A 24,093-nucleotide genomic window follows, 5' to 3' on the forward strand; every position below is an offset into this window, starting at 1 on the left:
GAAATCCTGGCAAGGCGTTGCGGGCGTGGCGAGGCGCTGGTCAGCACCCCGCCCCGGCGCGGGTGAACCAGGGGACCATGCGGCGCAAAGCCTCTTCCAGCCGGTCGGTCGAGACCGCAAAGCTGAAGCGCATGAAGCGATTGCCTTCGACGGGGTCGAAATCCAGCCCTGGCGCGGTGGCGACGCCGGTATCGGCCAGCAGCCGGGCGCAGAAGGCCAGGCTGTCATTCGTCAGATGCCCGATATCGGCATAGATGTAGAAGGCGCCGTCGGGTGGTGCGATGCGCTCGATCCCCAGTTCCGGCAGGCGCTCCAGGAGCAGGTCGCGATTGTGGCGGTACATGCGGACATGGCCCTCCAGCTCCTCGCGGCAGTCGAAGGCGACCAGTCCGGCATGCTGGCTGAGCGAGGGCGGGGTGAGGAACATGTTGCCCACGCGTGTCTGCACTGCCTCGATCAGCGACGGGGGGGCGACCAGCCAGCCCAGCCGCCAGCCGGCCATGCTGAAATATTTCGAGAAGCTGTTGACGACCAGCGCCTCGGGCTCGTCCTGCAGGATCGAGCGGACCGGCCCGACATAGCTCAGCCCATGATAGATCTCGTCGGAGACGATGCGGATGCCCCGGTCGCGGCAGAGAGCGACGATGGCCTGCATCTCGGCTTCCGACAGGATCGTGCCGGTGGGGTTGGCGGGGCTGGCCAGGATGATGCCGTCCGGCGGCGGGTCCAGCGCCGCGATGGCGGCCGCCGAAAGCTGGAAACGCTCGGCCGGGCCGCAGGGGATCTCGACCGGTTCCATATACAGGGCCCGCAATGTGTTGCGGTAGGCGACATAGCCCGGCCGGGCCAGCGCGACCCGTGCGCCGGGCTTGAAGGCGCTGTTCAGCGCCAGGACGAAGGCCGGCGAGGCCCCGCAGGTCAGCCAGATCTGTTCGGGCTGGACGGTGGCGCCATAGGTTTCCTGATAATGGCGGGCGATGCGCGCCTTGAGCGGCGTGCTCTCCCAATAGCCCATGGCGTCGCTGTCCAGGACGCGGTGGGCCTCGGTGATCGCCGCCTTCGGCGCGCCGGTCGAGGGCTGGCCGAATTCCATATGCACGATGTCGCGCCCTTCCGCCGCCATCTGGTGGGCCAGGGTGCTGAGCCCGACGGCGTGGAAGGGATCGATGCGGGGGACGGTCATGGGCGGGCCTCGTCCGGCGTGGGAGGGCGAATCCTGTCGGCATAGTCGCCCCTCCGGTCGCCGACAAGCGGTCGTGCGACTGGAGGGGGCTTTTGAGCCCCCTTTGACGTTACCGGCCCAGCTGGTGCCCGCTGGCGGTACGCAGGAACGTGCCGGCACGCAGCCGGCCCTCGATTTCCTCGAGCGACAGGCCGCGCGTTTCGGGGACGAAGCGCAGCACGAACAGATAGGCCAGGGCGTTGATCAGCCCGAACAGCAGGAAGGTGCCGCCGGCGCCGAACCCCTGGACCATCGACAGGGTCGTCATCGAGATCAGCAGGTCGGCCCCCCAATGCGCCGCCGCCGCCAGGCCCATGCCCTTGCCGCGCACCGAGAGCGGAAAGACCTCGGCCCCGATGATCCAGATGGTGACCGACAGGCTGCCGACATTCAGCACCGCATAGCCCAGCAGCGACGCCACCATCAGCCAGGGATGCGACGTGCCCCCCGAGGCCTGCATGTGGAACAGCTCGGCCAGTACCAGCAGGCACAGGCTGGCCCCCGGCAGGAACCACAGCAGCAGGGCACGCCGGCCGATCGCCTCGACCGCCCAGTTGCCGAACAATGTCGCGACGATGATTGCGATCCCGACCGCGACCGAGGTGAGGAGGGCCGAGCCCTGGCCGAACCCGGCGCCGGAAAAGATGGTAGGGGCATAATAGAGAACGGCATTGATGCCGCTGAGCTGACAGAGCAGGGCGACGCCGATTGCAGCCACCAGGGCGGGGCGAATCCACGGGCGGGCCAGTTCCGACCAGGGTTCCTGCCGGTCGTGCGCATCGATGATGCTTTGCAGTTCTTCCTCTGCCGTGTGGTGGCTTTCGCGCACCCGGCGCAGGACGGTCCGCGCGCCTTCGAAATCGCCTTGCATGGCCAGCCAGCGCGGGCTGTTGGGCAGGAAGGCCATGCCCAGCAGCAGGATCACGGCGGGAATGATCCCCAGCCCGAACATGAGCCGCCAGCTTTCATGCCGGAGCAGGTAGCCGGTGACGAACGAGACCAGGAGCCCGCAGACCACTGCGAGCTGGAAGAGGCCCACCAGACGCCCGCGCCGGTGGGCCGGGGCCAGCTCGGAGATGTAGAGCGGCACGATCTGCGATGCCGCGCCCACCGCCAGTCCCAGCACGAAGCGTGCTGCGGTCAGCATCCAGGTACCATTGGCCAGTGAGGCGACGAGCGTACCGAGGATGAAGATTGCGGCGGCCACCATGACGGTGCGCCGCCGGCCGCCGCGGTCGGACAGGGGCGCAGCCCCCAGGCAGCCCACCAGCGCCCCGGCGATGATGGCCGAGGTGACGATCTGCTGGCCGCCGATATCCAGATGGAACTGCGGAGTGATCTGCAGCAGGGCCGCGGAGATGATGCCGGTGTCATACCCGAACAGCAGCCCGCCGGCGGCGGAAATGCCCGCGATGACATTGATGAGCAGTTTGGCCTGCGAATTTTCTATTTCATTCATTTAGTTATTCTATGAACTGATTCGGAAAAAATCAAAGCAAAGCAGGGTGTCCGGTACAAAAAGACGGCGGTTTCGGACGAATTTGTGATAGTTTGCTATCGTCTTTCAAGAAACTTTCCGACAATGGGATGCGCAGTCGGGGAGAAGGCAAGAGGAGAGGCAAGACAATACTGGAAAACGCGATCACGAATTTGTGACAGGGCGAGGGGACATCGATCAGGAAGTTGCCACGCTGATCGGGTCACACTCGCCATCCCCAGACGACACATCGGGGAAACAATGATCGGGAAACGGAAAAAGAATGAACAACAATAATATATTCCGGCCTGCGGGTTCAGAACACGCGACAAGGGGCACCGGCCTGAATCATGCCGGGGCCGTGCATGCCAATCTCCATGCGCCCGAGCTGATCGGGCATGCGATTCGCCGGGATGAGGGCGCCTTGTCTTCCGGCGGGGCGCTGATGGTGCGCACCGGCCTGCATACCGGCCGTTCGGTGCAGGACAAGTTCATCGTCGACGAAGCCTCGACGCGCGACGGCGTCTGGTGGGGGGAGATCAACGTGGCGCTGCCGGCGGATTCGTTCCTGCGGGTCTGCGACCATGTGCGTGGCTATCTGGCCGGGCAGGAGCTGTTTACCCAGGATCTGTATGCGGGTGCCGACCCGGCCCATCGCATCCGCGTCCGTCTGGTGACGACCCATGCATGGCATGCGCTGTTCGCGCGCAACATGTTCATCCGGCCGCCTTCGTCCGAGCTGCCGGGGTTCGAGCCGGATTTCGTGATCCTGCATGCGCCGGACCTTGAACTCGACCCGGCGCGGCATGGGGTGCGCGGTGGCACCGGAATCATCCTGTCGCTGGAGCAGCGGCTGGTGGTGATTGCCGGCACCCAGTATGCCGGCGAGATCAAGAAATCCATCTTCACGGTCATGAACTGGCTGCTGCCGGAGCAGGATGTCATGCCGATGCATTGCTCGGCCAATATCGGGCCTGGCGGCGATGTGGCCCTGTTCTTCGGCCTGTCGGGCACCGGCAAGACCACGCTGTCTTCCGATGCCTCGCGCCAGTTGATCGGCGATGACGAGCATGGCTGGTCGAAGGATGGCGTGTTCAATGTCGAGGGGGGCTGTTACGCCAAGGTGATCGGCCTGAAGCGCGAGGCCGAGCCGGAGATCTGGGATGCATCGCACCGGTTCGGCACCGTGCTGGAGAATGTGGTGGCCGATCGCGACGGCGTGCCGGACTTCATGCATGGCGGGCTGACGGAAAACACGCGTGCCTGCTATCCGATCGATTTCGTGGCCAATGCCAGTCCGGACGGTCAGGGCGGGGTGCCGCGCCATGTGGTGATGCTGACGGCCGATGCGTTCGGCGTGCTGCCCCCCATTGCGCGGCTGACCCCGGCGCAGGCGGTGTATCATTTCCTCTCGGGCTATACGGCGCGGATCGCCGGGACCGAGAAGGGGCTGGGGAAGGAGCCGCAGGCGACCTTCAGCGCCTGTTTCGGCGCGCCGTTCCTGCCGCGCCCGCCGGAACTGTATGGCGAACGGCTGGCGGCCAGCCTGGCGCGCACGCCGGTGACATGCTGGCTGGTGAATACCGGCTGGACCGGCGGGCCGTACGGGACCGGCCGGCGGATCGCGCTGGCCCAGACGCGTGCGCTGGTCAATGCCGCGCTGGACGGGCGGCTGGACGACGTGCCCTTCCGGGTCGAGGAGCATTTCGGCCTGTCGATCCCGACTCATGTGCCCGGCGTGCCGGACAGTCTGCTGGACCCGGCCTCGACCTGGGCCGATCCGGCAGCCTATGCGCGCGCGGCCGCGGACCTCGCGGGGCGGTTCGAGAAGAATTTCGAGACCTTCCGTGACGGGTGTGCGCCCGAGGTTCAGGAGGCCGCGATCCGCCCCCGCGCGGTGTGAACGGACGGTGGCGCCGCGCGAGAATGTGACGCGTGGCGCCATCGGCGCGTGCCGGTTGCTCTTGACCCCATCCCTCGGGCCGGGACTAAGATCGCCCCGTTCTCCGGGGAGTCGCATGCGAGCGGCTGAGAGAGGGGTGTTTTCCCCCTGACCCGTCGAACCTGATCCGGGTTATGCCGGCGAAGGGATGGGAATTGAGCGCGGCGCCGCGATGTGCCGTCCGTCAAGACATTTCGCGCCGGCGCGCCCCCTCCATGAGCAAGAGGACGCGCCATGAATATCCAGACACCCTCCGCGACCCCGTCGCGCCAGCCGACGCGCACGCCCGCGACCGGCGATGTGACGGTCGGGCCCCGTGCCGGCGGATACAAGGTCTATCAGGGCGGCACGCTGTTTCCCGACCTGCGCGTGCCCTTCCGGCAGGTTGACCTGCATCCCAGTGCCGATGAGCCGCCGGTGACGCTGTACGATCCGTCGGGCCCCTATACCGACCCTACGGTCGACATCGACATCGCGCGCGGCCTGCCGGCCCTGCGTGCGGGTTGGATCGAGCGGCGCGGGGACTCTGCGGTGGTCGACCTGCCGCGCCAGGTGCGGCCGGAGGATAATGGCGGGGCCAGCGGGGCGACGCTGGCGCCGGCCTTCGACAATAGCGGGCGGGTGGTGCGGCGCGGCCTGAAGGGTCGGCCGGTGACGCAGCTTGAATATGCCCGCGCCGGGATCGTGACCGAGGAGATGGAATATGTCGCGATCCGCGAGAATCAGCGCCGTGCGGCGACGGACCCGGCGCTGCGGGATGGCGAGGATTTCGGTGCCAGCATTCCGGATTTCGTGACGCCCGAATTCGTCCGTGACGAAATTGCCCGTGGTCGGGCCGTGCTGCCGGCGAACATCAACCATCCGGAACTGGAGCCGATGATCATCGGCCGAAATTTCCTGGTGAAGATCAACGCCAATATCGGCAATTCCGCCGTGCTGGGCCATGTGGCCGATGAGGTGGACAAGATGGTCTGGGCCACGCGCTGGGGCGCGGATACGGTGATGGACCTGTCGACCGGCCGTAACATCCATAATATCCGCGACTGGATCGTTCGCAACAGCCCGGTGCCGATCGGCACGGTGCCGATCTATCAGGCGCTGGAGAAAGTTGGCGGCGTGGCCGAGGACCTGACCTGGGAGGTCTTCCGCGACACGCTGATCGAACAGGCCGAGCAGGGGGTGGATTACTTCACCATCCATGCCGGGGTGCGGCTGGCCTATGTGCCGCTGACGGCGCGGCGGGTGACGGGCATCGTCTCGCGCGGTGGGTCGATCATGGCCAAATGGTGCCTGGCGCATCATCGCGAGAGCTTTCTCTATGAGAAATTCGCGGAAATCTGCGAGATCATGCGGGAATATGATGTCAGCTTCAGCCTGGGTGACGGGCTGCGCCCGGGGTCGATCGCGGACGCCAACGACGCTGCCCAGTTCGCCGAACTGCGCACGCTGGGCGAGTTGACCCGGGTGGCGTGGGACCATGGCTGCCAGGTGATGATCGAGGGGCCGGGCCATGTGCCGATGCACAAGATCAAGGCCAATATGGACGAGCAGCTGGCCCATTGCGGCGAGGCGCCGTTCTACACGCTCGGGCCGCTGACGACCGACATTGCGCCGGGTTACGACCACATCACCAGTGCTATCGGGGCGGCGATGATCGGGTGGTTCGGCACGGCCATGCTCTGCTACGTCACGCCCAAGGAGCATCTGGGCCTGCCCGACCGTAATGACGTGAAGACCGGGGTGATCACCTACAAGCTTGCGGCCCATGCCGCCGACCTGGCCAAGGGGCATCCGGCCGCCCGGCTGCATGACGATGCGGTGTCGCGCGCGCGCTTCGAATTCCGCTGGGAGGACCAGTTCAATCTCGGGCTCGACCCCGAGACGGCGCGTTGCTTCCATGACGAGACGCTGCCGAAGGAGGCGCACAAGACGGCGCATTTCTGTTCGATGTGCGGGCCGAAATTCTGTTCGATGAAGATCAGCCAGGATATTCGCGACGCGGCGCGTAGTCAGAATGACGGGGCCGGCATGTCGGCCGCCGAAATCACAGCTGGGCTGGCGGAGATGGGGGAGAAGTTCCGGGCCGGGGGGAGTGCGATCGACGTGGCGGTTGCGGAGTAAGGTTTCTGTTCTTTTTTGAAAAAAAGAACCAAAAAACTTTTGATCTGTTAAGGACTGTCCTGCGGGCTTCGTAAAGCCTTAAACGGATAAAAGTCTTTTTGCTTCTTTTTCTTCAGAAAAAGAAGGCTCTCCTGCCACCGCACGAAACCGTGCGGTGGCAGGGTCCGCCTTGTAAAAATCTGCCGTCGGATACGGCGCGCGGGCCAGTTCGTCCACGGCGGCGATAATCCGTGCCGCTTTTGCGTCATCCATCAGCACGCTGAAATTCAGGCGCGTCCAGCCGGGCTTGCGCATTTCGTCACCCGAGAGGATCGCGGCGCGCAACGTGTCGGATTCCGTGCGGTCGATGCCGAGCAGCCGGTGGGCGTAGGGGCCGGCACAGGCGCAGCCGCCGCGCGCTTGGATGCCGTAGCAGTCGGACAGCATGCGGGTGAAGAGCTGCTGGTGGAGCATGCCGCCGCGCTGCCGGTCGTGGACCTGCATCGAGAAGATCGGCAGCCGCCGTGTGGCGCGCGGGTTGCCCAGGATCACGAGGTTGGGGTTGTGGTCCCAGACGGCCCGCGCCGCGTGGTACAGCGTGTCGTGGCGGGCATTCATGACATCCTGCCCGATCGCGTCCTTGACCAGGAAGGCGAGGGCGGCGCGGATGTCGCCGGTCACGTTGGGGGTGCCGGCTTCCTCGCGCGTCGCGATGGCGTCGGCATAATCATGGCCCCAGGGCGAGACGAAGCGCACCGTGCCGCCGCCGGTGACGACCGGGCGGTGCAGCGTGACGGCGGCATCGCGGACGATCGTGATGCCCGAGGCGCCTGGTCCGCCCACGAATTTGTGGGGCGAGACCACGATGGCGTCTTTTTCCCATTCTGTACCGGGCTTCATGTCGATCGGCAGGTATGGGCCGCCGCCGGCATAGTCCCAGACGGCAAGGGCGCCGTGGGCCTTCAGCAGCGCCGTGACGGCATCGGTATCGGTGATGATGCCGGTGACGTTGGATGCGGCCGAGAAGGCGCCGATTTTCAGGCGTGACGGGCCGGCTTCCGTCAGGGAGGCCGCCAGATGCGCCAGGTCCGGTCCGCCCTCGGCGGCCTCGTCGATTTCGACGATCTCGGCGCCGCTTTCGCGCCAGGGCAGGATGTTGGAATGATGTTCGTAGGGGCCGATGAACACGATCGGGGCGGCGCCGCTGCGTGCGGCTTGCGGCACGCCGAGCAGGGCCACCAGCCGGTTCAGCCCCGCCGTGGCGCCCGAGCCGGTGAAGATGGTCGAAAATCCTTCCCCGGCGCCGCACAGGCGAGCAATGGCGGCGCGTGCGGCATGGCGCAGGCGGCTGACATGCCGGCCGCAGAACGAGGCCTCGGTATGGCTGTTGGCGTACCAGGGCAGGACATGATTCATCATGAAATCCTCGACCTGGCGCAGGGCCCGGCCCGAGGCCACGTAGTCGGCATAGATCAGCTTCTGCACGCCGAAGGGGCCGGGGACGGGGGCGCCTTCGCCGATCAGCCCGGCGCGGAGACCGTCCAGCCCGCCCGCCTGCAGGGACATCGTGAAATCCGTGAAGAGATCCTGCCCGTCGCGCACCGCCTGCCTCCGTCAATGGATGGCGAAAAAATAGACGGGATTTGGCGGAAGAACTTTATCATTCTCTCGATTGAAACGGAAATAATTGGGTCATATGATCTGGAATTGGCGAAAAAATGGATCATTTTGATCTGGCATTGCTGCAGGCGCTGCAACGCGATGCCGGCGTGTCGCAGCGTGAACTGGCCGAGCGGATCGGGCTGTCGCAGAATGCCTGCTGGCGGCGGCTGCATGCGTTGCGGGAGCGCGGGCTGATCCGTCAGCAGACGGTACTGCTCGGTCCCGATTCCGTGGGGCTGACGGTGTTTGTGATGGTACGCACCCGTCACCATTCCCGGGACTGGCTGGACCGCTTTCGCGAGGCGGTGGTGTCGGTGCCCAATGTGATCGATTTCTACCTGATCGCCGGCGATTACGATTAGATGCTGAAGATCGTGACGACGGACATGAATGCATTCGACGCCATCTATCGCGCGCTGATCGCGCGGGTCGAACTGGATACTGTCACATCATACATGGCGATGGAGGCGATCTGCGATCGGCGGGACCTGCCATTGTGACAGGCCCCGGCGATCTTGTGCGCCTGAAGCTCAGAATTTGTTGATCGTGCCCTTTACGGCACCTTTCGCCTTCTCGGCGGTGCCTTTCATCTTCTGCGCTTCGCCTTCGGCTTCCAGATTGGGATTCCTGGTCGCCTTGCCGACATTGCGCTTGATCTCGCCGACCATCTTGTCGGCGTGGCCTTTGATCTTGTCCTTGAGTTCGCCCATCTCCGTGACTCCTCTGGTTCGTGGCCTCTCGGGCCGGAGGCTGGCACGGTGTAAAACGTCCGGGGCCGATGGGGGTTGCGTGGCGGGGGTTTTGCGACGGGCCTGGCGATTCTGGAATGCGGTCAATGCTGCTCGTCGCCGATCGTCGCCTGGTCGGGCGTGACTTCACGCATCCGGGTGGGGGCCTTGCCTTTCGCATGGCTGGAGGTGGGGCAGGGAGCGGATGACGACGTGTCGTCGCCCCTCATGCCATGATGCATGCCGCCCATGCCGCCACCGCCTCCCCCGAAGCCGCCACCGAAACCGCCCCCCGCCATGCCGCCACCCATGCCGCCGCCACCCATGCCCCCGCCGAATCCATGGTGGCCGCCAAAGCCGCCCGAACCGCCATGCCCCGAGCGGCAGGCCCCATCGGAATCGTCTCCGCCACAGGCGGCCAGCATCGGCAGGCAGGCGGCAAGCAGGCAGGGCAGCAGGATACGGGTCAGCTTCATGGTCAGCGGCTCCATCAATGGACAGGAGGCGCGATGATGGGCATCTGCGGGCTGGAGGGAAAGCAACAGTCTGTAACCGAACGCGGCGTTATGTGGCGTCTTCGGAAGGGTCGTGTTCCAGGGGCGCCATGTCGGGAGTCAGGTGCAGCGCCAGATACAGCGCGACGATATCCTTGCTGGCGGTCAGGTCGACGCCGCAGATGCTTTCGATCCGCCGCAGGCGGTAGTCCAGGCTGTTGCGATGCAGCCCGAGGGCGGCAGCGGTGGGTTGGGGCCGCATGCCGTGGGCCAGCCAGACCCGCATCGTATGCAGCAACGTCGCGTGCCCTGTGGCCTCGAGCAGCGGGCGCAGCGGGGCGCGCAGCTCCTGGGTCCGCCAATCCTGGGACGGGGCGTCCAGCAGGACGGCCAGGCGCATTTCATCGTAGAATAGGAGTTCGCGTGCCGGGTGCAGGCGCTGTCCGACATCCAGCGTTGCCCGGGCCGTGTGGAAGGAGCGCACCAGCCCGTCGGCCCCGTCGACGAACCCGCCCAGTGCCAGGCGCAGGTCGAGCCCGGTGGTGGCGCGGGCGCGGGCCAGCAGGCGGTGCGCCCGTTCGCGATGCCAGTCCAGGCTCCAGGTGCCTTTGGCGGTGAGGGCCGGTTTCAGCACCGCGATCTCGGCCAGGGAGAGCGGTGCCACCAGATTCCCGCGCTCCGGCTCGCCGAGCAGGGTGATCAGCTGGTGCCGTTCGCCCAGCAATGCCGCGGCATCCGGCCCTTCGGAGCGGATTTCGATGATCGCGGCCACCCGTGGCTGCCGCAGGTCGATGCCCAGGCGGGCCGCCGAACGGGCCAGGGCCGGCGGGGTGGGGGCCTCGCGCACCAGGCTCAGCACCAGTTCCTCGCGCAGGCGGGCGTCGCGCGAGAGGGTGCGATTCTGGCGTGCATGCTCCAGCATCGTCTCGGCCGCCATGCGGACCAGCTCGGCATAGGGGCGCAGCGAGCCGGGGGTGCCGGTCAGCCCGACACAGCCTACGATCGCCCGGCCGATCCGCAGCGGCAGGTTGACGCCCGGCTGCGCGCCGCCGAACTGCCGGACGGCTCGGGCTTCGATCTCGACCGCGCTGCTGCGCGCCAGGACCAGGAGGGCCCCGTCATGGACCTGGCCCAGCCGGGCGGGGTCGCCGCTGGCGATGATGATGCCGCGGGCGTCCATCACGTTGATGTTGCAGCCTGTGATGGCCATCGACCGGTCGACGATCGCCTGGGCCAGGGCGGGGTCGATGTCCGGACGCCCGATGCCGTCGGGCGTGGCGGTGTGGGCTGTCTGTTCCGGTGTCTTCATGCTGTCCTGTCATATGCCCAGAATTTTGTGCCGATTCTGGCATATTTATCGTGCAGATGCACCAAGACGGCGGGCCGCTTCTGCCCGTAGGGTCGATTCAATGGCCCGGACGCCGCATGGTGTCTGGAGCCCCCGCCCGCATCCCGCCCCCGGGACGTGGCCGGGCAAGAAAAACAAGCATCGGGGAAGAATGATGCACGCAGCCTCCGCACTCTCGTCGCCGGCGGTGGACCGGCTGGACGCGACCTTTCGCAAGGTCGCGGGCAGGGTGGTGCCCTATATTTTCGTCTGTTACCTGTTCAATTACCTGGACCGGGTGAATGTCGGCTTCGCCAAGCTGGAGATGCTTGACGCGCTGCACATGTCCGAACGGGCCTATGGGCTTGGGGCCGGGATCTTCTTCCTTGGCTATATCGCCTGCGGCGTGCCCAGCAACCTGATGCTGCAGCGCGTGGGCGCGCGGCGGTGGCTGGCGCTGATCATGGTCCTGTGGGGCCTGCTGTCGGCGGCGCAGATGTTCGTGGCCGGTCCGACCAGCTTCTATCTGTTGCGCTTCGTGACCGGGGCGGCCGAGGCGGGGTTCTTTCCCGGTCTGGTGCTGTATCTGACGCGGTGGTTCCCCTCCGAACGGCAGGGGCGGGCGCTGACCCTGTTTATGTCGGCGATTCCGCTCTCCGGCGTGGTGGGCGGCCCGTTATCGGGGTGGATGCTGTCGCATTTCGCCTCGGCGCCCGGTGGGCTGGCGGCGTGGCAGTGGCTGTTCCTGCTGCAGGGGCTGCCGACCGTGGCACTGGGCATCGGCATGGTGATGCTGCTGAGCGACACGATCGAGCAGGCGGCCTGGCTGGCGCCGGAGGAGCGGGCGGCGGTCGGCGAGGCCTTGCGGCGCGACCGGCTGGAGCAGCCGAAGCAGCTGGCCGACAGTTTCGGCGCCGTATTGCGCAATCCGGCGGTCTGGATGCTGGGGCTGCTGTATTTCTGCATCCAGGCCGGGGTCTACGCGATCAATTTCTGGCTGCCGACGATCATCCGCTCCAGCGGCATCCATGACGCGGCGACGATCGGCTGGCTGAGCGCCGTGCCGTATGTGGGGGCCAGCCTGTTCATGATCGTCATGGGCCGTTCGGCGGACCGGATGCGCGAGCGGCGGTGGCATCTGGCGGTTCCGCTGCTGATGGCGGCGGGTGGGCTGGCACTGGCCGCCCGGTTCCCGGATTCGATGCCTGTGGCGCTGGGGGCGTTGACGGTGGCGACCGCGGGTGCGCTGACCGGCCTGCCGATGTTCTGGCCGCTTTGCAGCGGTTACCTGAGCCCGGCGGCGGCGGCGGGCGGGCTGGCGCTGATCAATTCGATGGGGCAGCTGGCTGGGTTCGTCAGCCCGTATCTGGTGGGCTGGATCAAGGACGCGACGCAGCGGACCGACGGGGCGCTGGCCCTGCTGGCGGCGATGGCGGTGCTGGGCGTGGTGCTTGTGCTGCGCATGCCCCCCACCCGCGTCAACCGCTGAAAGCGTGGCTGGACATGCGCGCTGATGGCGATCCGGCGCGCGTTTCCTGCGCTCCGGTGCTCACGGCCATCAAGGCCGCTCCGCGTCGAGGCTCGGAAACGCACGACGGGCGTGCCGCTTGCGCGGCACTCTCGCTCACCAGCCCCCATGTCCAGCCACGCTTTCCGAGGCTCGGGTGGCATAATCAAAAACAACGGAGGGGGCGGCGATGAAGATCGTGATCGTGTGTGATTCCTTCAAGGAAAGCCTGTCGGCGCTGCAGGTGGCCGATGCGATCGAGGATGGGTTTCGCGAGATCTATCCGGACGCGACCTATGTGAAGCTGCCGGCCGCCGATGGGGGGGAAGGTACGGCGGAGTCGCTGGTTCTGGCGACGGGCGGGCGGATGCTGACCCGGGAGGTGACCGGGCCGCTGGGCGCGCCGGTCACGGCGGCGTTCGGCATTCTGGGCGATGGGCGGACGGCGGTGGTGGAGATGGCCGCTGCCGCCGGGCTGATGCTGGTGCCGCGCGACCGGCGCGACCCGATGGCGGCCACGACCTATGGCGTCGGGCAACTGATCCTGGCGGCGCTCGATGAAGGATGCCGGCACGTCATTCTGGGACTCGGCGGCAGCGCCACCAATGATGGTGGCGCCGGCATGGCGCAGGCGCTGGGTGCGTCGCTGCGCGATCGGGACGGTGTCGAGCTGCCGTTCGGCGGTGGGGAACTGGCCCGGCTGGCGCGCATCGACCTCTCGGGCCTCGATGCCCGGCTGGCCGGCTGCCGGATCGAGGTGGCCTGCGATGTCGATAATCCGCTGACCGGTCCCTTCGGGGCCTCTGCGGTCTTTGGCCCGCAGAAGGGGGCGACGCCGGAGATGGTGCGCCTGCTGGATGGTGCGCTGGCGGGATATGCCAATCAGGTCGCGGCGGCGACCGGGCGCGCGGTCGATGCCGTTCCCGGCGCCGGCGCGGCAGGCGGGCTGGGGGCGGCGGCGCTGGCATTCCTGGATGCCACCTTGCGGCCGGGGGTGGAGATTGTGATGGAAGCGCTGGGTCTGGACGCCATTGTGGCCGATGCCGACCTGGTGATTACCGGCGAGGGTCGGATCGACGGGCAGACCGTGCATGGCAAGGCGCCGATCGGCGTGGCCCGGGTGGCCCGGCGGCATGGGCGGCCGGTGATCGGCATCGCCGGATCGCTGGGTGCGGATGCGGCCAGGGTGCATGCCCATGGGATCGATGCCGTCTTCAGCGTCGTCAACCGGCCCTGCACGCTGGAAGAGGCCCTGGCGGAGGCGGCGCTCAATGTCCGTGTGACGGCGCGCAACGTGGCCGCCGCGACCGCGATCTTTGGGACGAGATGAGATAAATGTAACCGACGGGCCGGGTTCCGTGGGAGGTTGATTTTATTTTATGTCAAATATGACAAAACGAAGACAGTGTCGTTGGGCTATGGCTGTTTTCCTGCCGGGGATGGGTTGTCTATAAAATATTGTTTTTATGAGGATGTAGGGAAAGCGCCTTGCGTTTCGTGGGTGGGGGCGATGGTTTTTGCCCAATGAGAGATTAACTTAAATTAACTAAAAGACCATCGAGCTGTGTAACATAAGGACCGGAAAAGATCGCACCCGAGCCGTGGGTGCGTCCGATCAGGCCCGTGGCAACGCTGGCCGGGGGAGACCTGACAGGGACGCATTCTTGATCTGGCGTCGGATTTCCCCGATGCTTGGCGAAAGAGCAGGAGGCTCGTGGCGATCGGCGCGGATCGCACCGGAGAGTGAGCGCGGTCATGGCGACCCCGTGGTTCGATGCCGCGTCGCGTGCCGATACCGGGCCTGTTCAGGCGACAATGTGCTTTTTGATTCGTCGTGCGGCCGGCGGCCGTCGCGACTGTTGGTTTATTATGGTCTCGAAGAGGGCAGGGAAACATTATGAAGACTAAGGGCGGTATCCGTATCGCGATCGTGGGCGTCGGCAACTGTGCCAGCGCCCTGATCCAGGGCATTCACTATTACGGCCCGAACCGCCACAACGAGGAAGTCATCGGCCTGATGCACGAAAGCCTCGGCGGCTATCGTCCCAGTGATATCGAGGTTGTGGCCGCGTTCGATATTGACGCGCGCAAGGTCGGCACCGATGTCAGCCGCGCCATCTTCGCTGCCCCCAATTGCGTCGTGAAGTTCGAGCCGAACATCCCCGACAGTGGCGTGACCGTGCGCATGGGCGCGGTGCTGGACGGCATGTCCGAGCATATGGCCAACCACGACGAGAAGCGCAGCTTCGTGCGCGCCGATGCGGCCGAGCCGACCCGTGAGGACGTGGTGGCGGAGCTGCGCCGCAGCGGTGCCGAAATCCTGGTGAACTACCTGCCGGTCGGCTCGGAGAAGGCCACCCGCTTCTACGCCGAATGCGCGCTGGAGGCCGGTGTCGGCTTCATCAACAACATCCCGGTCTTCATCGCCAGCGACCCGGAATATGCCGCCCGCTTTGCCGAGCGCAACGTGCCGATCATCGGTGACGACATCAAGTCGCAGCTGGGCGCGACCATCGTCCACCGCGTGCTGACCGACCTGTTCGCCAAGCGCGGCGTCAAGATGCTGCATACCTACCAGCTGAACACGGGCGGCAACACCGACTTCCTGAACATGAAGAATCAGGAGCGTCTGGCGTCGAAGAAGACCTCGAAGACCGAAGCCGTGCAGGCCGTCGCGAAGACGCGCATGGAGAACGAGGACATCCATGTCGGCCCCAGCGACTATGTGCCGTGGCAGAACGACAACAAGGTCTGCTTCATCCGCATGGAAGGCCATGCCTTCGGCAACGTGCCGCTGGAGCTGGAGCTGCGCCTGTCGGTGCAGGATTCGCCGAACTCGGCCGGTGTCGCCATCGACATGATCCGCTGCTGCAAGCTGGCGCTGGATTCCGGTGTGGGTGGAGTCCTGGCGGCGCCCAGCGCTTATTTCTGCAAGCATCCGCTGGTCCAGTACACGGATGACGAGGCGCACAAGATGGTCGAGGCGTTCATCGCCACCCATTCGACCGAGGCCGTTCCCGCCTGATGAAGTGCCTGATCGTCGCCGCCGGGCAGGGCAGTCGCCTGCGTGACAAGGGGCCACTCAAGCCCCTGGTCCCGATCAGGGGGCGCCCCCTGATTGCCGAGGTCATCGACCGCGCCCGCCGTGGCGGGGTCGATGAATTCGTCATCATCAATGGCTATCGCGGCGACGAACTGTGCGCGGCCCTGGACGGCATGGCGGAATGTGACGGGGTGCGCGTCACCCATGTTCATAATTCGGCATGGGACCGCGCCAACGGGGTTTCCGTCCTCTGTGCCCGGCCGTTCCTTGACGGGCCGTTTCTGCTGACGATGTGCGACCATGTGCTGGACCCGGACATCAATCGCCTGATGGCGTCGATTCCGGCCGGCCGGGACGGTGTGACGCTGGGTATCGACAGCAATGTCGAGCGCATGCTGAACGACCCGGACGACGTGACGCGGGTATTGTGCCGGGACGGCCGGATCGAGCGCATCGGCAAGTCGCTGACGGAATTCAATGCGTTCGACACCGGGATCTTCCGGTGCACGCCTTCTATGTTCGATGCCCTGGAAAGCAGCCAGGCCGAGGGCGAGGACAGTATTTCCGGCGCCATGAACACGCTGGCCCGCTGGCACAAGGCCTATGTCCTCGATATCGGCGAGCGTCTGTGGATCGATGTCGATGACCCGGTGGCCTATGACAAGGCCGAACGCCTGATGGCCCAAGGGCTGCTTTGACAGGCATTGCCCTGGCCCCCACGGGTCAGGGGACGAGGAAACAAGGGCGCCAGTCGTGTTGCAGCAGACAGATCCCGTGCGGCGCACGTCGGAAATCGAAGAGCTGACCAATCTGTATGTCATCCATCCGGTCTCGGGGTGGCTGACGCGGCATTTTGCCCGCATGGGGGTGGCGCCCAATGTGGTGTCGCTCTGCGGCATGGCGGCGGGCGTGCTGGCGGGGGTGGTCTATCACCATGTCGGCGATCCGCGTTTCGCGGTCGCCGGGTTCCTGCTCATGATCATCTGGCATGTCATGGACGGCGCGGATGGCCAGTTGGCGCGGCTGACGGGCAAGCAGTCGCAGACCGGCAAGATTCTCGATGGCATCTGCGATTATGTGACGTTCGTGTCGGTCTATGTCGGGCTGGCGCTGGCCCTTTCCGCCCTTTACGGGGCGTGGGTGTGGGCGCTGGTCGTGCTGGCCGGCCTGTGCCACGCGGTGCAGTCTGCCGCCTATGAACGGCAGCGGCAGGATTATAATTTCTGGGGCTGGGCGCGTGGCGCGGCACCCGTGGCGCGGGCGAAGGTTCGTTCGGGCCGGCGCATGGGCGACCTGCTGTTCGGGCTATACAATCGGCTCGAGGCGCTGACCGCCGTGTGCGGGGAGGCAGGGCTGAACCAGCGCCTGGCGGGATTGCTGGCGGCGCATCCCGACTGCGCGCCGGTGATCCGGACCGCCTATCGCGAGGCCTTTGCGCCGCTGCTGCGCGGCTGGTCGATCCTGTCGGCCAATTATCGGACGATCGGCATCTTCCTGTGCGTTTTCTGCCGTGTGCCGCTGGCCTATTTCATGTTCGAGATCATGGGTTTTACGGCGATCCTGATGATGCTGCTGGCCCGGCAGCGCGTGTGTGATGCCGCGTTCATGGCCGGGCTGGATGGCCTGGACGCCGATCTGCCGTGCCCGGCCGACCGCCGCCGCGACCAGGCGGCCTTTGTGGTCGAGGCCAAGGCGCCCGTCGCGCCCTGACGGCGCGGGAAACCGCCGTCGGGCCCCACACACCACCGCGGGGCTTTTGAAAGGGCCTCTTATTCCCTGGTGTGGATGAAGAGGTAGGCTGCGGACAGCATCAGCAGGGTCGGGGGCGTCAGAGCCGTGATGGCCGGGTTCAGATCCAGCAGCAGGCCCAGCCGGTTGGTGATTTCCTGCCCCAGAGAGAACACGATGGCGATCGCGATGCCGATCGCCATCCGGTAACCCAGATTCTGCGATCGCGGGGGCCCGAAGACGAAGGGCGCGGCACAGGCGATCAGCGCGATCATGGCGAATGGCGTGCTGATGCGCGACCAGAGTTCCTGCTCATAGCGCGTGGCCGGCAGATGGTGCCGTTTCAGGTCCTGGATGTAGCGATACAGGGCGATGGGCGGCACGCTCTCGGGCGGCAGGCTGAGGAAACGGATCTGCCGTGACGACAGGAAGGCATGCCAGATCATGCTGTCCTGATGGCTGGTGTGGAACTGGTCGGCGACGATGTCCTTGCGTGTGACGTCCGCCAGCACCCAGTCATCGTCCGCGCCGATGGTGGCGCGGGCCGCATGCAGATATTGTGTCAGCGCGCCCTGGTCGTCGAAACGGTAGATGTCGATATCCTCGGCCCGCGTTTCGTTCACGAAGCGGTGGACGCCGAGGAACTGCTGGTCGCCATGGGCCCAGAAAGCGCTGTTGTCTCCGGCATTTGCCGTGCCCGCTGTCAGGGCGGCGGTGCGGCCCTCCTGGGCCATGTGGCGGGCTGAGGGGACGATGAACTGCCCGACCAGGAACAGCAGCACGATCGTCGGCACGATCAGGCGCAGCACCGCGCCGATGATCTGCATTTCCGACAGGCCGATCCCCTGCAGGGCAGTCAGTTCCGAATGTTTGGCAAGGCCGCCCAGACCCAGCAGGCAGGCCAGCAGCATGGCGATGGGGGTGACCTGCATGAACCGTGCCGGCGCCAGCAGGGCGGTATAGGCGGCGGCATCGGCCAGATGATAATGCCCCTGGCCGACGAAGGAGAGCTGGTCCACGAATTCCAGCAGGCTGAACAGCGCCGTCAGCCCGACGGCGACCAGGACGAAGGCCCGCAGCGTGACGAGCTGGATATAGCGATCGAAGCGTCTCATTCTCATGCCGCGTTGTCCCGCCGGGACAGCAGCTCGGCGATCTGGCCACGCAGCATGAACCCTGTCAGGGCCGCCAGAAGGGCGGGCGCCCACCAGATGCCGGGAACGGGGGCGACCATGCCGTGCTGGACCCAGGTTCGGGCGGAGGTATAGAGCAGGTAATAGACGAAGAAGATCAGGATCGCGGTCCCCAGTTTGCCGTAGCGGTTCTGCCGGGGGCGCCCCCGGGCCAGCGGCACGGCCAGCATCGCCAGCAGCATGGTGGTCAGGGGGGTGGACAGGCGCCACTGGAATTCCGCCACGTCCGCCGGCTTGTGTGAGGTGGCGATGCGCAGGCTGCCGGCGGTTACCGAACTGTAGTTCGGCGTTTCCACCACATGGCGGTTCGGGTCCTGGGTGATTTCACGCGCGCTCAGGACCTGATCGTGCGCCCCGGGCTGGGTGCCGATATCGTAGATATGGGCATTCTTCAGCCGCACATAGAGATCGGTGCGGCCGTTGCCCTCTTCGGCCACCGGATAGCCGAGTTCGGCATGGATGATCCGTGTGTCCGTGGGGCGGCGCAACTGGACGAAGATATCCCGTGCCGGGCCGTTGGGGCCCTGGCGCCGGGTGAGGAAGATGACGCGCGCGCCGTTCTGCACGACATAGAAGGTGCCGGGCTGCATCGCGTCGACGTCCAGCGTCAGTTCGGCGCTGCGCGAGAGGGCATGCAGGCGCTCATAGGCCCAGGGGCGCACGACCAGCGACAGGAGGCCGACCCCGATGGCGACGCATCCGGCCAGGACCATGACATGGCGCAGCAGCATGGTGGGGGTGACCCGCAGGGCATGCAGCGCCGTGATTTCGGAATTGCCGTACAGCGTGCCCAGCGCCAGCACGATCGACAGGTACAGCGCCACCGGCACCAGCACTTCCAGGCTGATCAGCAGCTTGAGCACGATCAGTTCCACGATCGTGTCGGTGGACAGCAGGCCGTTCACGGCGTCCGACAGGAAATCGGCGGCGCTGTAGCCGGCGAACAGGGCCATGCACACCACCAGCATGGCCGCCAGGGGCTTCCCGATTTCGCGCAGAAGATAGGTGCGAATGATCAAGGTATGAAAACCGTCTGTCGGGGACACGCGTCGCGCCGGGGCGCACGAACCGGTCCCTCCGCCCTGTCACGCCGGACGGGCGCGGCCTGTGCCGCGTGTGAACGCACCCCTGATTGCCCAAGGATAAAAGAGCGGGCTGCTTTCGTCAAACCAGTTGCCTCGGCCGGTTCACGGGCCGGAGGGCGGGAGGATCGGCGACCCGGTGCGCAGCAGATGTTTCAGCCAGCGCCAGCACTGGCGTCGATAGAGGCGCCACTGGGACGCTTGCCAGCGCATGACCGGATCGGCCGGGGCATTCAGGCGTTCGGAGATCGCGGTCATGATCCGCGTGGCGCGGGCCTCCCAGGTCAGGGTGCGGCTTTCCGCCAGCGCGGCCTCGGCGAGGCGGGCGCGGAGCGTGGGGTCGTCGGTCATCTGCCGCACTGCTTCCGCCAGGGCGGAGGGGGAGTCTGGCTGGCAGAGGCAGGCATTGACCCCGTGGCGCAGGATTTCCTGCACGTCTGGCGTGTCCCCGGCCAGGATGGGGCGGCCCGATGCCATGTAGAAGAACAGCTTGAGCGGCAGGACGGTCGAGCCGAAGCGCGTCAGGGGCTGGAGCGAAGGCGGGATCAGCAGGACATCGGCGGCGGCGACATACAGGCCCAGGGTCTCGGGCGGCTGGAACGGCACGATCCGCACGTTGGGCAGGGGGCGGGCCTTCTCCTCGATCGGACCATCGCCATAGGAGCCGACCAGGATGAACAGCCGGTCGGGCAGCAGGCGCGCCGCCTCGATGACCACGTCCAGCCCCTTTCGCTGGTTGATCCGGCCCGTATAGACGATCGTCCGGGCGGCGGGGGGGATGGACAGGGCCTGTCGCGCGGCCTCCGACGAAGGGCGCGCATCCAGCCGCTCGGGCTCGAAGCCATTATGGATGCAGCGCAATCTGGCGGCGGGCACGCCGAGTTCCAGATATTTCCGCCGCGTATAGTCCGAATGGCAGATATTGAGGATGAAGCGCGGATGGCTCATCAGCCGGTGGAGCCAGCGGCGCAGCGGCGGGATCTGATCGGGCCAGGGGCGGTAATGGTCGAAGACCACGCGCTGGCCGAATCGGATGGCCATCCAGGCGATCCACAGGTTGCGGGTATAGACCAGGTCGGCCTGACGGAAGGCCCGACGGCAGACGATGGTCAGGCCGCACATCAGATGGCGTAGGACGGCCGGGCCCAGCGGTGCCCAGGCCCGTACCACCGTCAGCCCCGTGGCCTTGCCCAGGGCCGCGCAGGCCGCCTGGTCGCGCATGGGAACGTGCAGCCGCGCGCGAGGCGCCAGGCGGGCCAGGTAGCGGGCAGTGGTGATGAAGACTTCGGCGTCGGCCTCGGCACTGGGGAGCGGATTTTCGAATGCGAAAAGGATTCCGATCCCCGCATCCGGGTTTCCGGCATGGCCGCTCTGTCTCACTGGTCGCATCCATCAGGCTTCTGTCCGGGCGCTGGCCCGCCGATGGCGCATATGACCGGGAACGTCCGTGGCTGTCCAGAAGGGGTCGCCATGCCGGCGCCGGGGGGCGGATGCAACCATCGTGGGCACGGCGCGCTACGAAATCGGTTGACGGCCCCCTTTTTGCTCCCTGTCTGGTTCGGAGGAAACGGTCATGCGTGATCTGACCGCCATCGAGATCCTGTCGCACCTGACCGCGCTACGCGCCCAGGTGTCGGGGTTGCATGTGGCCTTGCAGACGTTACGGACCGTCCATGCGCCTTCGTCATCGCGGGTGGTCGCAGACAGTGAGATCGTGACGGTTACGCTCAACGGTTCCGTTCTCCGGCGTGTCGAGGACTGGCAGGCGCGGCAGTCGGACCTGCCGAACCGCGCGATCGCGCTGGAACGGATGATCGAGGCCTTTCTCGATCTGGATGCATGGGCCAAGCGCTCCGGCCTGAACGGGTCGGGCACGGAGGGCGTGGGCGCCGAGGTTTAGCCCCGGTGCCACCATTGCGTGGTGGGTTACGGCCAGCCGGTCGCCGGTATGTCGAAATGATCGATCAGTTCGTGGTCCGGCAGATGCGCCAGTTCCTTGGGCTCTGCCAGGATCAGCCTGTCCTGGGCGGCGGCGGTCAGTTCGGCGCGGATGGCGTGCAGGAGATGACCCGGCGCCGCCAGGACGAAGCGGCTGATCGTGCCGTCCGTCACGCCGTGATTCAGCGTTTCGGCGATCGTGATGGCGAACCGTTCGGTGGCCGCGATGTGCCGGATGGTGTGCAGCGCGGGTCCTTCGTGGCGCAGCAGGCGCGCCGTGTGCGCGTCGGCGACGACATATGTCACGGGGTCGATCGTTGTCATGATCTTCTTCTCCCTGTCGAAGACCGCATCATCTTTCACCCGAACGCCCTTTCGGGGAAGGGGGCTGCGTCCTTCGCGTCATCACTTTCCGCGATCCGGCCGGCGATGGCGAGGAAGCGCCGGCGCACTGCGCCTGCATGGGGATTGAGGTGCGCGATGGCGTGAGAGACGTCCGGCGCGTCGTCCCGCACCATGGCGGTGGCGGCGCGGATCAGGTCGAAGCTGCTGGTGCTGATCCGTTCGGGCATCGGGCCCATCTCGGAGAGGATGCGCGCCAGCAGGTGGGTCAGGCCCTGCGCCATCGCGGCGTCGCGGTCATGGGCGTCGGGCGTGGTCAGGATGACATCCAGCCCCAGGGTCCGGCGCAGGAACGCGGCCACGGGGCCGGGCCTGGTCCCACGGAGGGGACAGAGCACGATGCGGTGGCCGGCGATGCCGTTCCGCGCGCTCTGGGGGCCGAACAGGGGATGGGTGGCGATGATCCGGACATGGTCCGGCAGTTCCCGGCACAGGATCTCCGCCGGCAGGATCTTGACCGACCCGACATCGGCCACCAGCGCGTGGCGCGGTAGATGGGGGGCGATTGCGCGCGCGACCGCCTGCATCCGCGCGACCGGGACCGCCAGGATCACGATCGGGCAGGCGGCGGCATCTTCCAGCGTCGTCGCCGTGACCCCCGGCATGAGGGGGCCCGGCGGCAGAACGGGATCGTGGACGCGGACGGGGCAATGGGCGGCCAGGTGGGGGGCGATCAGCCGCCCGAAGGCGCCGAAGCCGAACAGGCCGATCTGGAGAGAAGGGGGAAGAGATCCGTCTGACATGACACTGCTTTCGGGAAGCTGCGTTGTCAGGAGGAATCTCGATTGTTCGACCGCTGACGACGCAGCGGTTGAACACATGACAAGCCCCCGCCGCTATGAATGCGGCGCGTAATACAGTCCGGACAGGAAGGACGGGGTGATCATGCGCGCAGGTAAAATCATTCGGCGGGGCCGGTCAAGGCCGGCGGGGGTTTCTGCCCCTGGGCCGCGACCAGCAGCCATGCCCCCACGACCTGGAGCGGCAGGCCCGCCACCAGCATGACGAAGCCCGCCCAGTGCTGGTCCTGAAGCGGGGTCAGGTCCCATCGGCACAATATGTCGAGATAGGGGGCGTAGAGCACGCGCGGCGCCGTCATCCATATCACGGCCACCACTGTCATCGGCAGGCTGCCCAGCAGCGCGTAGGCGCCGGCAAGCGGATCGTGCCGGATCACGCGGCTGCCCGGCATCAGCTGGGCCCAGAACAGCAGGCCGGCCAGCAGGTCCAGCAGGCCTAAGGGCGCGCTGAACAGGGCGTTGGCCAGCGAGCGGTCCAGGATTGATGGCAGGCCGGTCGCCACCGCCAGGCCGCCGAACAGCGCCGCTGCCACGCCGGGATCGCGCATCCAGCCCGCGACTCGGACGGGGGCGGTCTGCCTGGTCGTGGGGCCGGCGAGGGTCAGCAGCAGGAAGGGGGGAACGACCTGACCCATGACCATGAGGGCAGTGGTGTATTGGGTCATCGATGCGAGGGGGTCACGCAGCCCCAGGCAGGAGGCTGCCAACAGCAGCGTGCCGGTGCCGCCAGCCGCCAGCCGCCATGCCGACCGGCGGTGCCGGGCGGCCAGCAGCAGGATCGCGGTGCCCCCGAGCAGCCCGGCGGCGACCCAGCCGGCCTGGAGCAGGGGGCTCCAGCCCCTCATCGGGGCAGGGCCGCGCGGATGTCGGCGGCCATCGCGTCCGGATCGTTCAACTGGGTCATGCCGTAGCGGGCGCGCATCCGCCCGTCCGGGCCGATCAGCGTCAGGACTGAATTGTGATTGATATGGCCGTCGGTTCCCGTCCAGCCGATTCCCCAGGCGCGGGCTACCGCGGCCACATCGGCGGGGGGACCGGTCAGGCCGGTCGGGGCCGGCTGGAACTGGGAGAGGAAGGCGTGCAGCACGGTGGGCGTGTCATGCGCCGGGTCCAGCGTGACGAACAGGATGCCTGTCCGCGATGCGTCGGGGCCCAGTCGGGTGAAGACGGGTTCCAGCGCCTCCAGCACGGTCGGGCATACATCAGGGCAGCGTACATAGCCGAAATAGACCAGCGTTGCCCGGTCGTGCAGCGTTGCCGGGTCGAACGGGCGGCCCAGATCGTCGCGCAGGGCCAGGCTGGGGGCCGGAGCCGGGGCGACCGGAGAGCCGAACCGGCCGAAGCCGCCGCTCCAGCCGGCATGGAGTGCCAGCAGGGCCAGGATTGCGGCCACCGTGCAGGCGGCGCGCCGCAGCGACTGGCGGAGCGGTGGCGCGAGCGCCGTCATG

The 24,093-nt window shown here is 66.6% G+C and carries 21 protein-coding genes, 1 pseudogene and 1 riboswitch; of the genes and pseudogenes, 9 read left to right on the plus strand and 13 right to left on the minus strand.

Annotated features, from left to right (window positions below; translation table 11 throughout):
• Window positions 1-40 precede the first annotated feature (40 nt).
• Window positions 41-1,183: an aminotransferase class I/II-fold pyridoxal phosphate-dependent enzyme gene (locus HLH35_RS14565; protein WP_182979827.1), complete on the minus strand. Its 1,143-nt coding sequence runs from the start codon at window positions 1,181-1,183 to the stop codon at window positions 41-43.
• Between the two features lie 109 nt (window positions 1,184-1,292).
• On the minus strand, window positions 1,293-2,681 hold the full coding sequence (locus tag HLH35_RS14570) for a sugar porter family MFS transporter (RefSeq protein WP_182979828.1): 1,389 nt from the start codon (window positions 2,679-2,681) through the stop codon (window positions 1,293-1,295).
• Window positions 2,682-2,982: 301 nt separating this feature from the next.
• On the opposite strand from HLH35_RS14570, the gene pckA reads away from it, so the two are divergent.
• Window positions 2,983-4,602, plus strand: coding sequence for a phosphoenolpyruvate carboxykinase (ATP) (gene pckA, locus HLH35_RS14575; RefSeq protein ID WP_182979829.1), 1,620 nt, complete (start codon window positions 2,983-2,985; stop codon window positions 4,600-4,602).
• Between the two features lie 94 nt (window positions 4,603-4,696).
• A riboswitch (TPP riboswitch) is annotated at window positions 4,697-4,808 on the plus strand.
• 67 nt (window positions 4,809-4,875) lie between these two features.
• Window positions 4,876-6,762: a phosphomethylpyrimidine synthase ThiC gene (thiC, locus tag HLH35_RS14580; RefSeq protein WP_182979830.1), complete on the plus strand. Its 1,887-nt coding sequence runs from the start codon at window positions 4,876-4,878 to the stop codon at window positions 6,760-6,762.
• Between the two features lie 78 nt (window positions 6,763-6,840).
• Here the strand turns inward: thiC and HLH35_RS14585 are convergent, their stop codons facing one another.
• Window positions 6,841-8,307, minus strand: coding sequence for an aminotransferase class V-fold PLP-dependent enzyme (locus HLH35_RS14585; RefSeq protein ID WP_182979861.1), 1,467 nt, complete (start codon window positions 8,305-8,307; stop codon window positions 6,841-6,843).
• A 140-nt stretch (window positions 8,308-8,447) separates the two neighbouring features.
• Between HLH35_RS14585 and HLH35_RS14590 the strand changes: the two are divergent.
• Window positions 8,448-8,903 (plus strand): annotated as a pseudogene (locus tag HLH35_RS14590) (Lrp/AsnC family transcriptional regulator).
• Between the two features lie 30 nt (window positions 8,904-8,933).
• Here the strand turns inward: HLH35_RS14590 and HLH35_RS14595 are convergent.
• From HLH35_RS14595 to HLH35_RS14605, 3 genes are all read right to left on the minus strand, one after another.
• A complete protein-coding gene (locus HLH35_RS14595) occupies window positions 8,934-9,113 on the minus strand; it encodes a CsbD family protein (RefSeq protein WP_182979831.1) in 180 nt (59 codons plus the stop codon).
• Window positions 9,114-9,235: 122 nt separating this feature from the next.
• A complete protein-coding gene (locus HLH35_RS14600) occupies window positions 9,236-9,607 on the minus strand; it encodes a hypothetical protein (protein WP_182979832.1) in 372 nt (123 codons plus the stop codon).
• A gap of 88 nt (window positions 9,608-9,695) precedes the next feature.
• Window positions 9,696-10,934, minus strand: coding sequence for a sugar diacid recognition domain-containing protein (locus tag HLH35_RS14605; RefSeq protein WP_182979833.1), 1,239 nt, complete (start codon window positions 10,932-10,934; stop codon window positions 9,696-9,698).
• A 190-nt stretch (window positions 10,935-11,124) separates the two neighbouring features.
• On the opposite strand from HLH35_RS14605, the gene HLH35_RS14610 reads away from it, so the two are divergent.
• From HLH35_RS14610 to HLH35_RS14630, 5 genes are all read left to right on the plus strand, one after another.
• Complete coding sequence (locus HLH35_RS14610) at window positions 11,125-12,441, plus strand: MFS transporter (protein ID WP_246385118.1); 1,317 nt, start codon at window positions 11,125-11,127, stop codon at window positions 12,439-12,441.
• Between the two features lie 208 nt (window positions 12,442-12,649).
• Complete coding sequence (locus tag HLH35_RS14615; protein WP_182979834.1) at window positions 12,650-13,789, plus strand: glycerate kinase; 1,140 nt, start codon at window positions 12,650-12,652, stop codon at window positions 13,787-13,789.
• Window positions 13,790-14,356: 567 nt separating this feature from the next.
• On the plus strand, window positions 14,357-15,484 hold the full coding sequence (locus HLH35_RS14620) for an inositol-3-phosphate synthase (protein ID WP_182979835.1): 1,128 nt from the start codon (window positions 14,357-14,359) through the stop codon (window positions 15,482-15,484).
• Complete coding sequence (locus HLH35_RS14625; RefSeq protein WP_182979836.1) at window positions 15,484-16,200, plus strand: phosphocholine cytidylyltransferase family protein; 717 nt, start codon at window positions 15,484-15,486, stop codon at window positions 16,198-16,200. Before HLH35_RS14620 ends, HLH35_RS14625 begins: the two co-directional genes overlap by 1 nt.
• A 55-nt stretch (window positions 16,201-16,255) precedes the next feature.
• Window positions 16,256-17,212 (plus strand): CDP-alcohol phosphatidyltransferase family protein, encoded by a 957-nt coding sequence (locus HLH35_RS14630; RefSeq protein WP_338029364.1) that lies wholly within the window; start codon window positions 16,256-16,258, stop codon window positions 17,210-17,212.
• Between the two features lie 59 nt (window positions 17,213-17,271).
• Here the strand turns inward: HLH35_RS14630 and lptG are convergent, their stop codons facing one another.
• From lptG to HLH35_RS14645, 3 genes are all read right to left on the minus strand, one after another.
• Entirely contained in the window at window positions 17,272-18,351 is a 1,080-nt protein-coding gene (gene lptG, locus HLH35_RS14635; RefSeq protein ID WP_246385119.1) for an LPS export ABC transporter permease LptG, read from the minus strand.
• Entirely contained in the window at window positions 18,348-19,442 is a 1,095-nt protein-coding gene (gene lptF, locus HLH35_RS14640) for an LPS export ABC transporter permease LptF (RefSeq protein ID WP_182979837.1), read from the minus strand. Before lptF ends, lptG begins: the two co-directional genes overlap by 4 nt.
• Window positions 19,443-19,610: 168 nt before the next feature.
• Window positions 19,611-20,894 carry a glycosyltransferase gene (locus tag HLH35_RS14645; RefSeq protein WP_220790695.1) on the minus strand — a complete coding sequence of 428 codons (1,284 nt, stop codon included), beginning with the start codon at window positions 20,892-20,894 and terminating at the stop codon, window positions 19,611-19,613.
• 184 nt (window positions 20,895-21,078) lie between these two features.
• On the opposite strand from HLH35_RS14645, the gene HLH35_RS14650 reads away from it, so the two are divergent.
• Window positions 21,079-21,405 (plus strand): hypothetical protein, encoded by a 327-nt coding sequence (locus tag HLH35_RS14650; protein ID WP_182979838.1) that lies wholly within the window; start codon window positions 21,079-21,081, stop codon window positions 21,403-21,405.
• A gap of 26 nt (window positions 21,406-21,431) precedes the next feature.
• Here the strand turns inward: HLH35_RS14650 and HLH35_RS14655 are convergent, their stop codons facing one another.
• The 4 genes from HLH35_RS14655 to HLH35_RS14670 form a co-directional block, all read right to left on the minus strand.
• Window positions 21,432-21,767 carry a host attachment protein gene (locus tag HLH35_RS14655; RefSeq protein ID WP_182979839.1) on the minus strand — a complete coding sequence of 112 codons (336 nt, stop codon included), beginning with the start codon at window positions 21,765-21,767 and terminating at the stop codon, window positions 21,432-21,434.
• Window positions 21,768-21,802: 35 nt separating this feature from the next.
• Window positions 21,803-22,588: a prephenate dehydrogenase/arogenate dehydrogenase family protein gene (locus HLH35_RS14660; RefSeq protein WP_182979840.1), complete on the minus strand. Its 786-nt coding sequence runs from the start codon at window positions 22,586-22,588 to the stop codon at window positions 21,803-21,805.
• A 158-nt stretch (window positions 22,589-22,746) separates the two neighbouring features.
• A complete protein-coding gene (locus tag HLH35_RS14665; protein WP_182979841.1) occupies window positions 22,747-23,490 on the minus strand; it encodes a cytochrome c oxidase assembly protein in 744 nt (247 codons plus the stop codon).
• Window positions 23,487-24,092, minus strand: a complete 606-nt coding sequence (locus HLH35_RS14670) for an SCO family protein (RefSeq protein ID WP_182979842.1) — start codon at window positions 24,090-24,092, stop codon at window positions 23,487-23,489. The genes HLH35_RS14665 and HLH35_RS14670 overlap by 4 nt, the downstream gene beginning before the upstream one ends.
• Between the last annotated feature and the right edge of the window lies 1 nt (window position 24,093).

The organism is Gluconacetobacter asukensis, from assembly GCF_014174375.1.
GTDB classification, from domain to species: domain Bacteria; phylum Pseudomonadota; class Alphaproteobacteria; order Acetobacterales; family Acetobacteraceae; genus Gluconacetobacter; species Gluconacetobacter asukensis.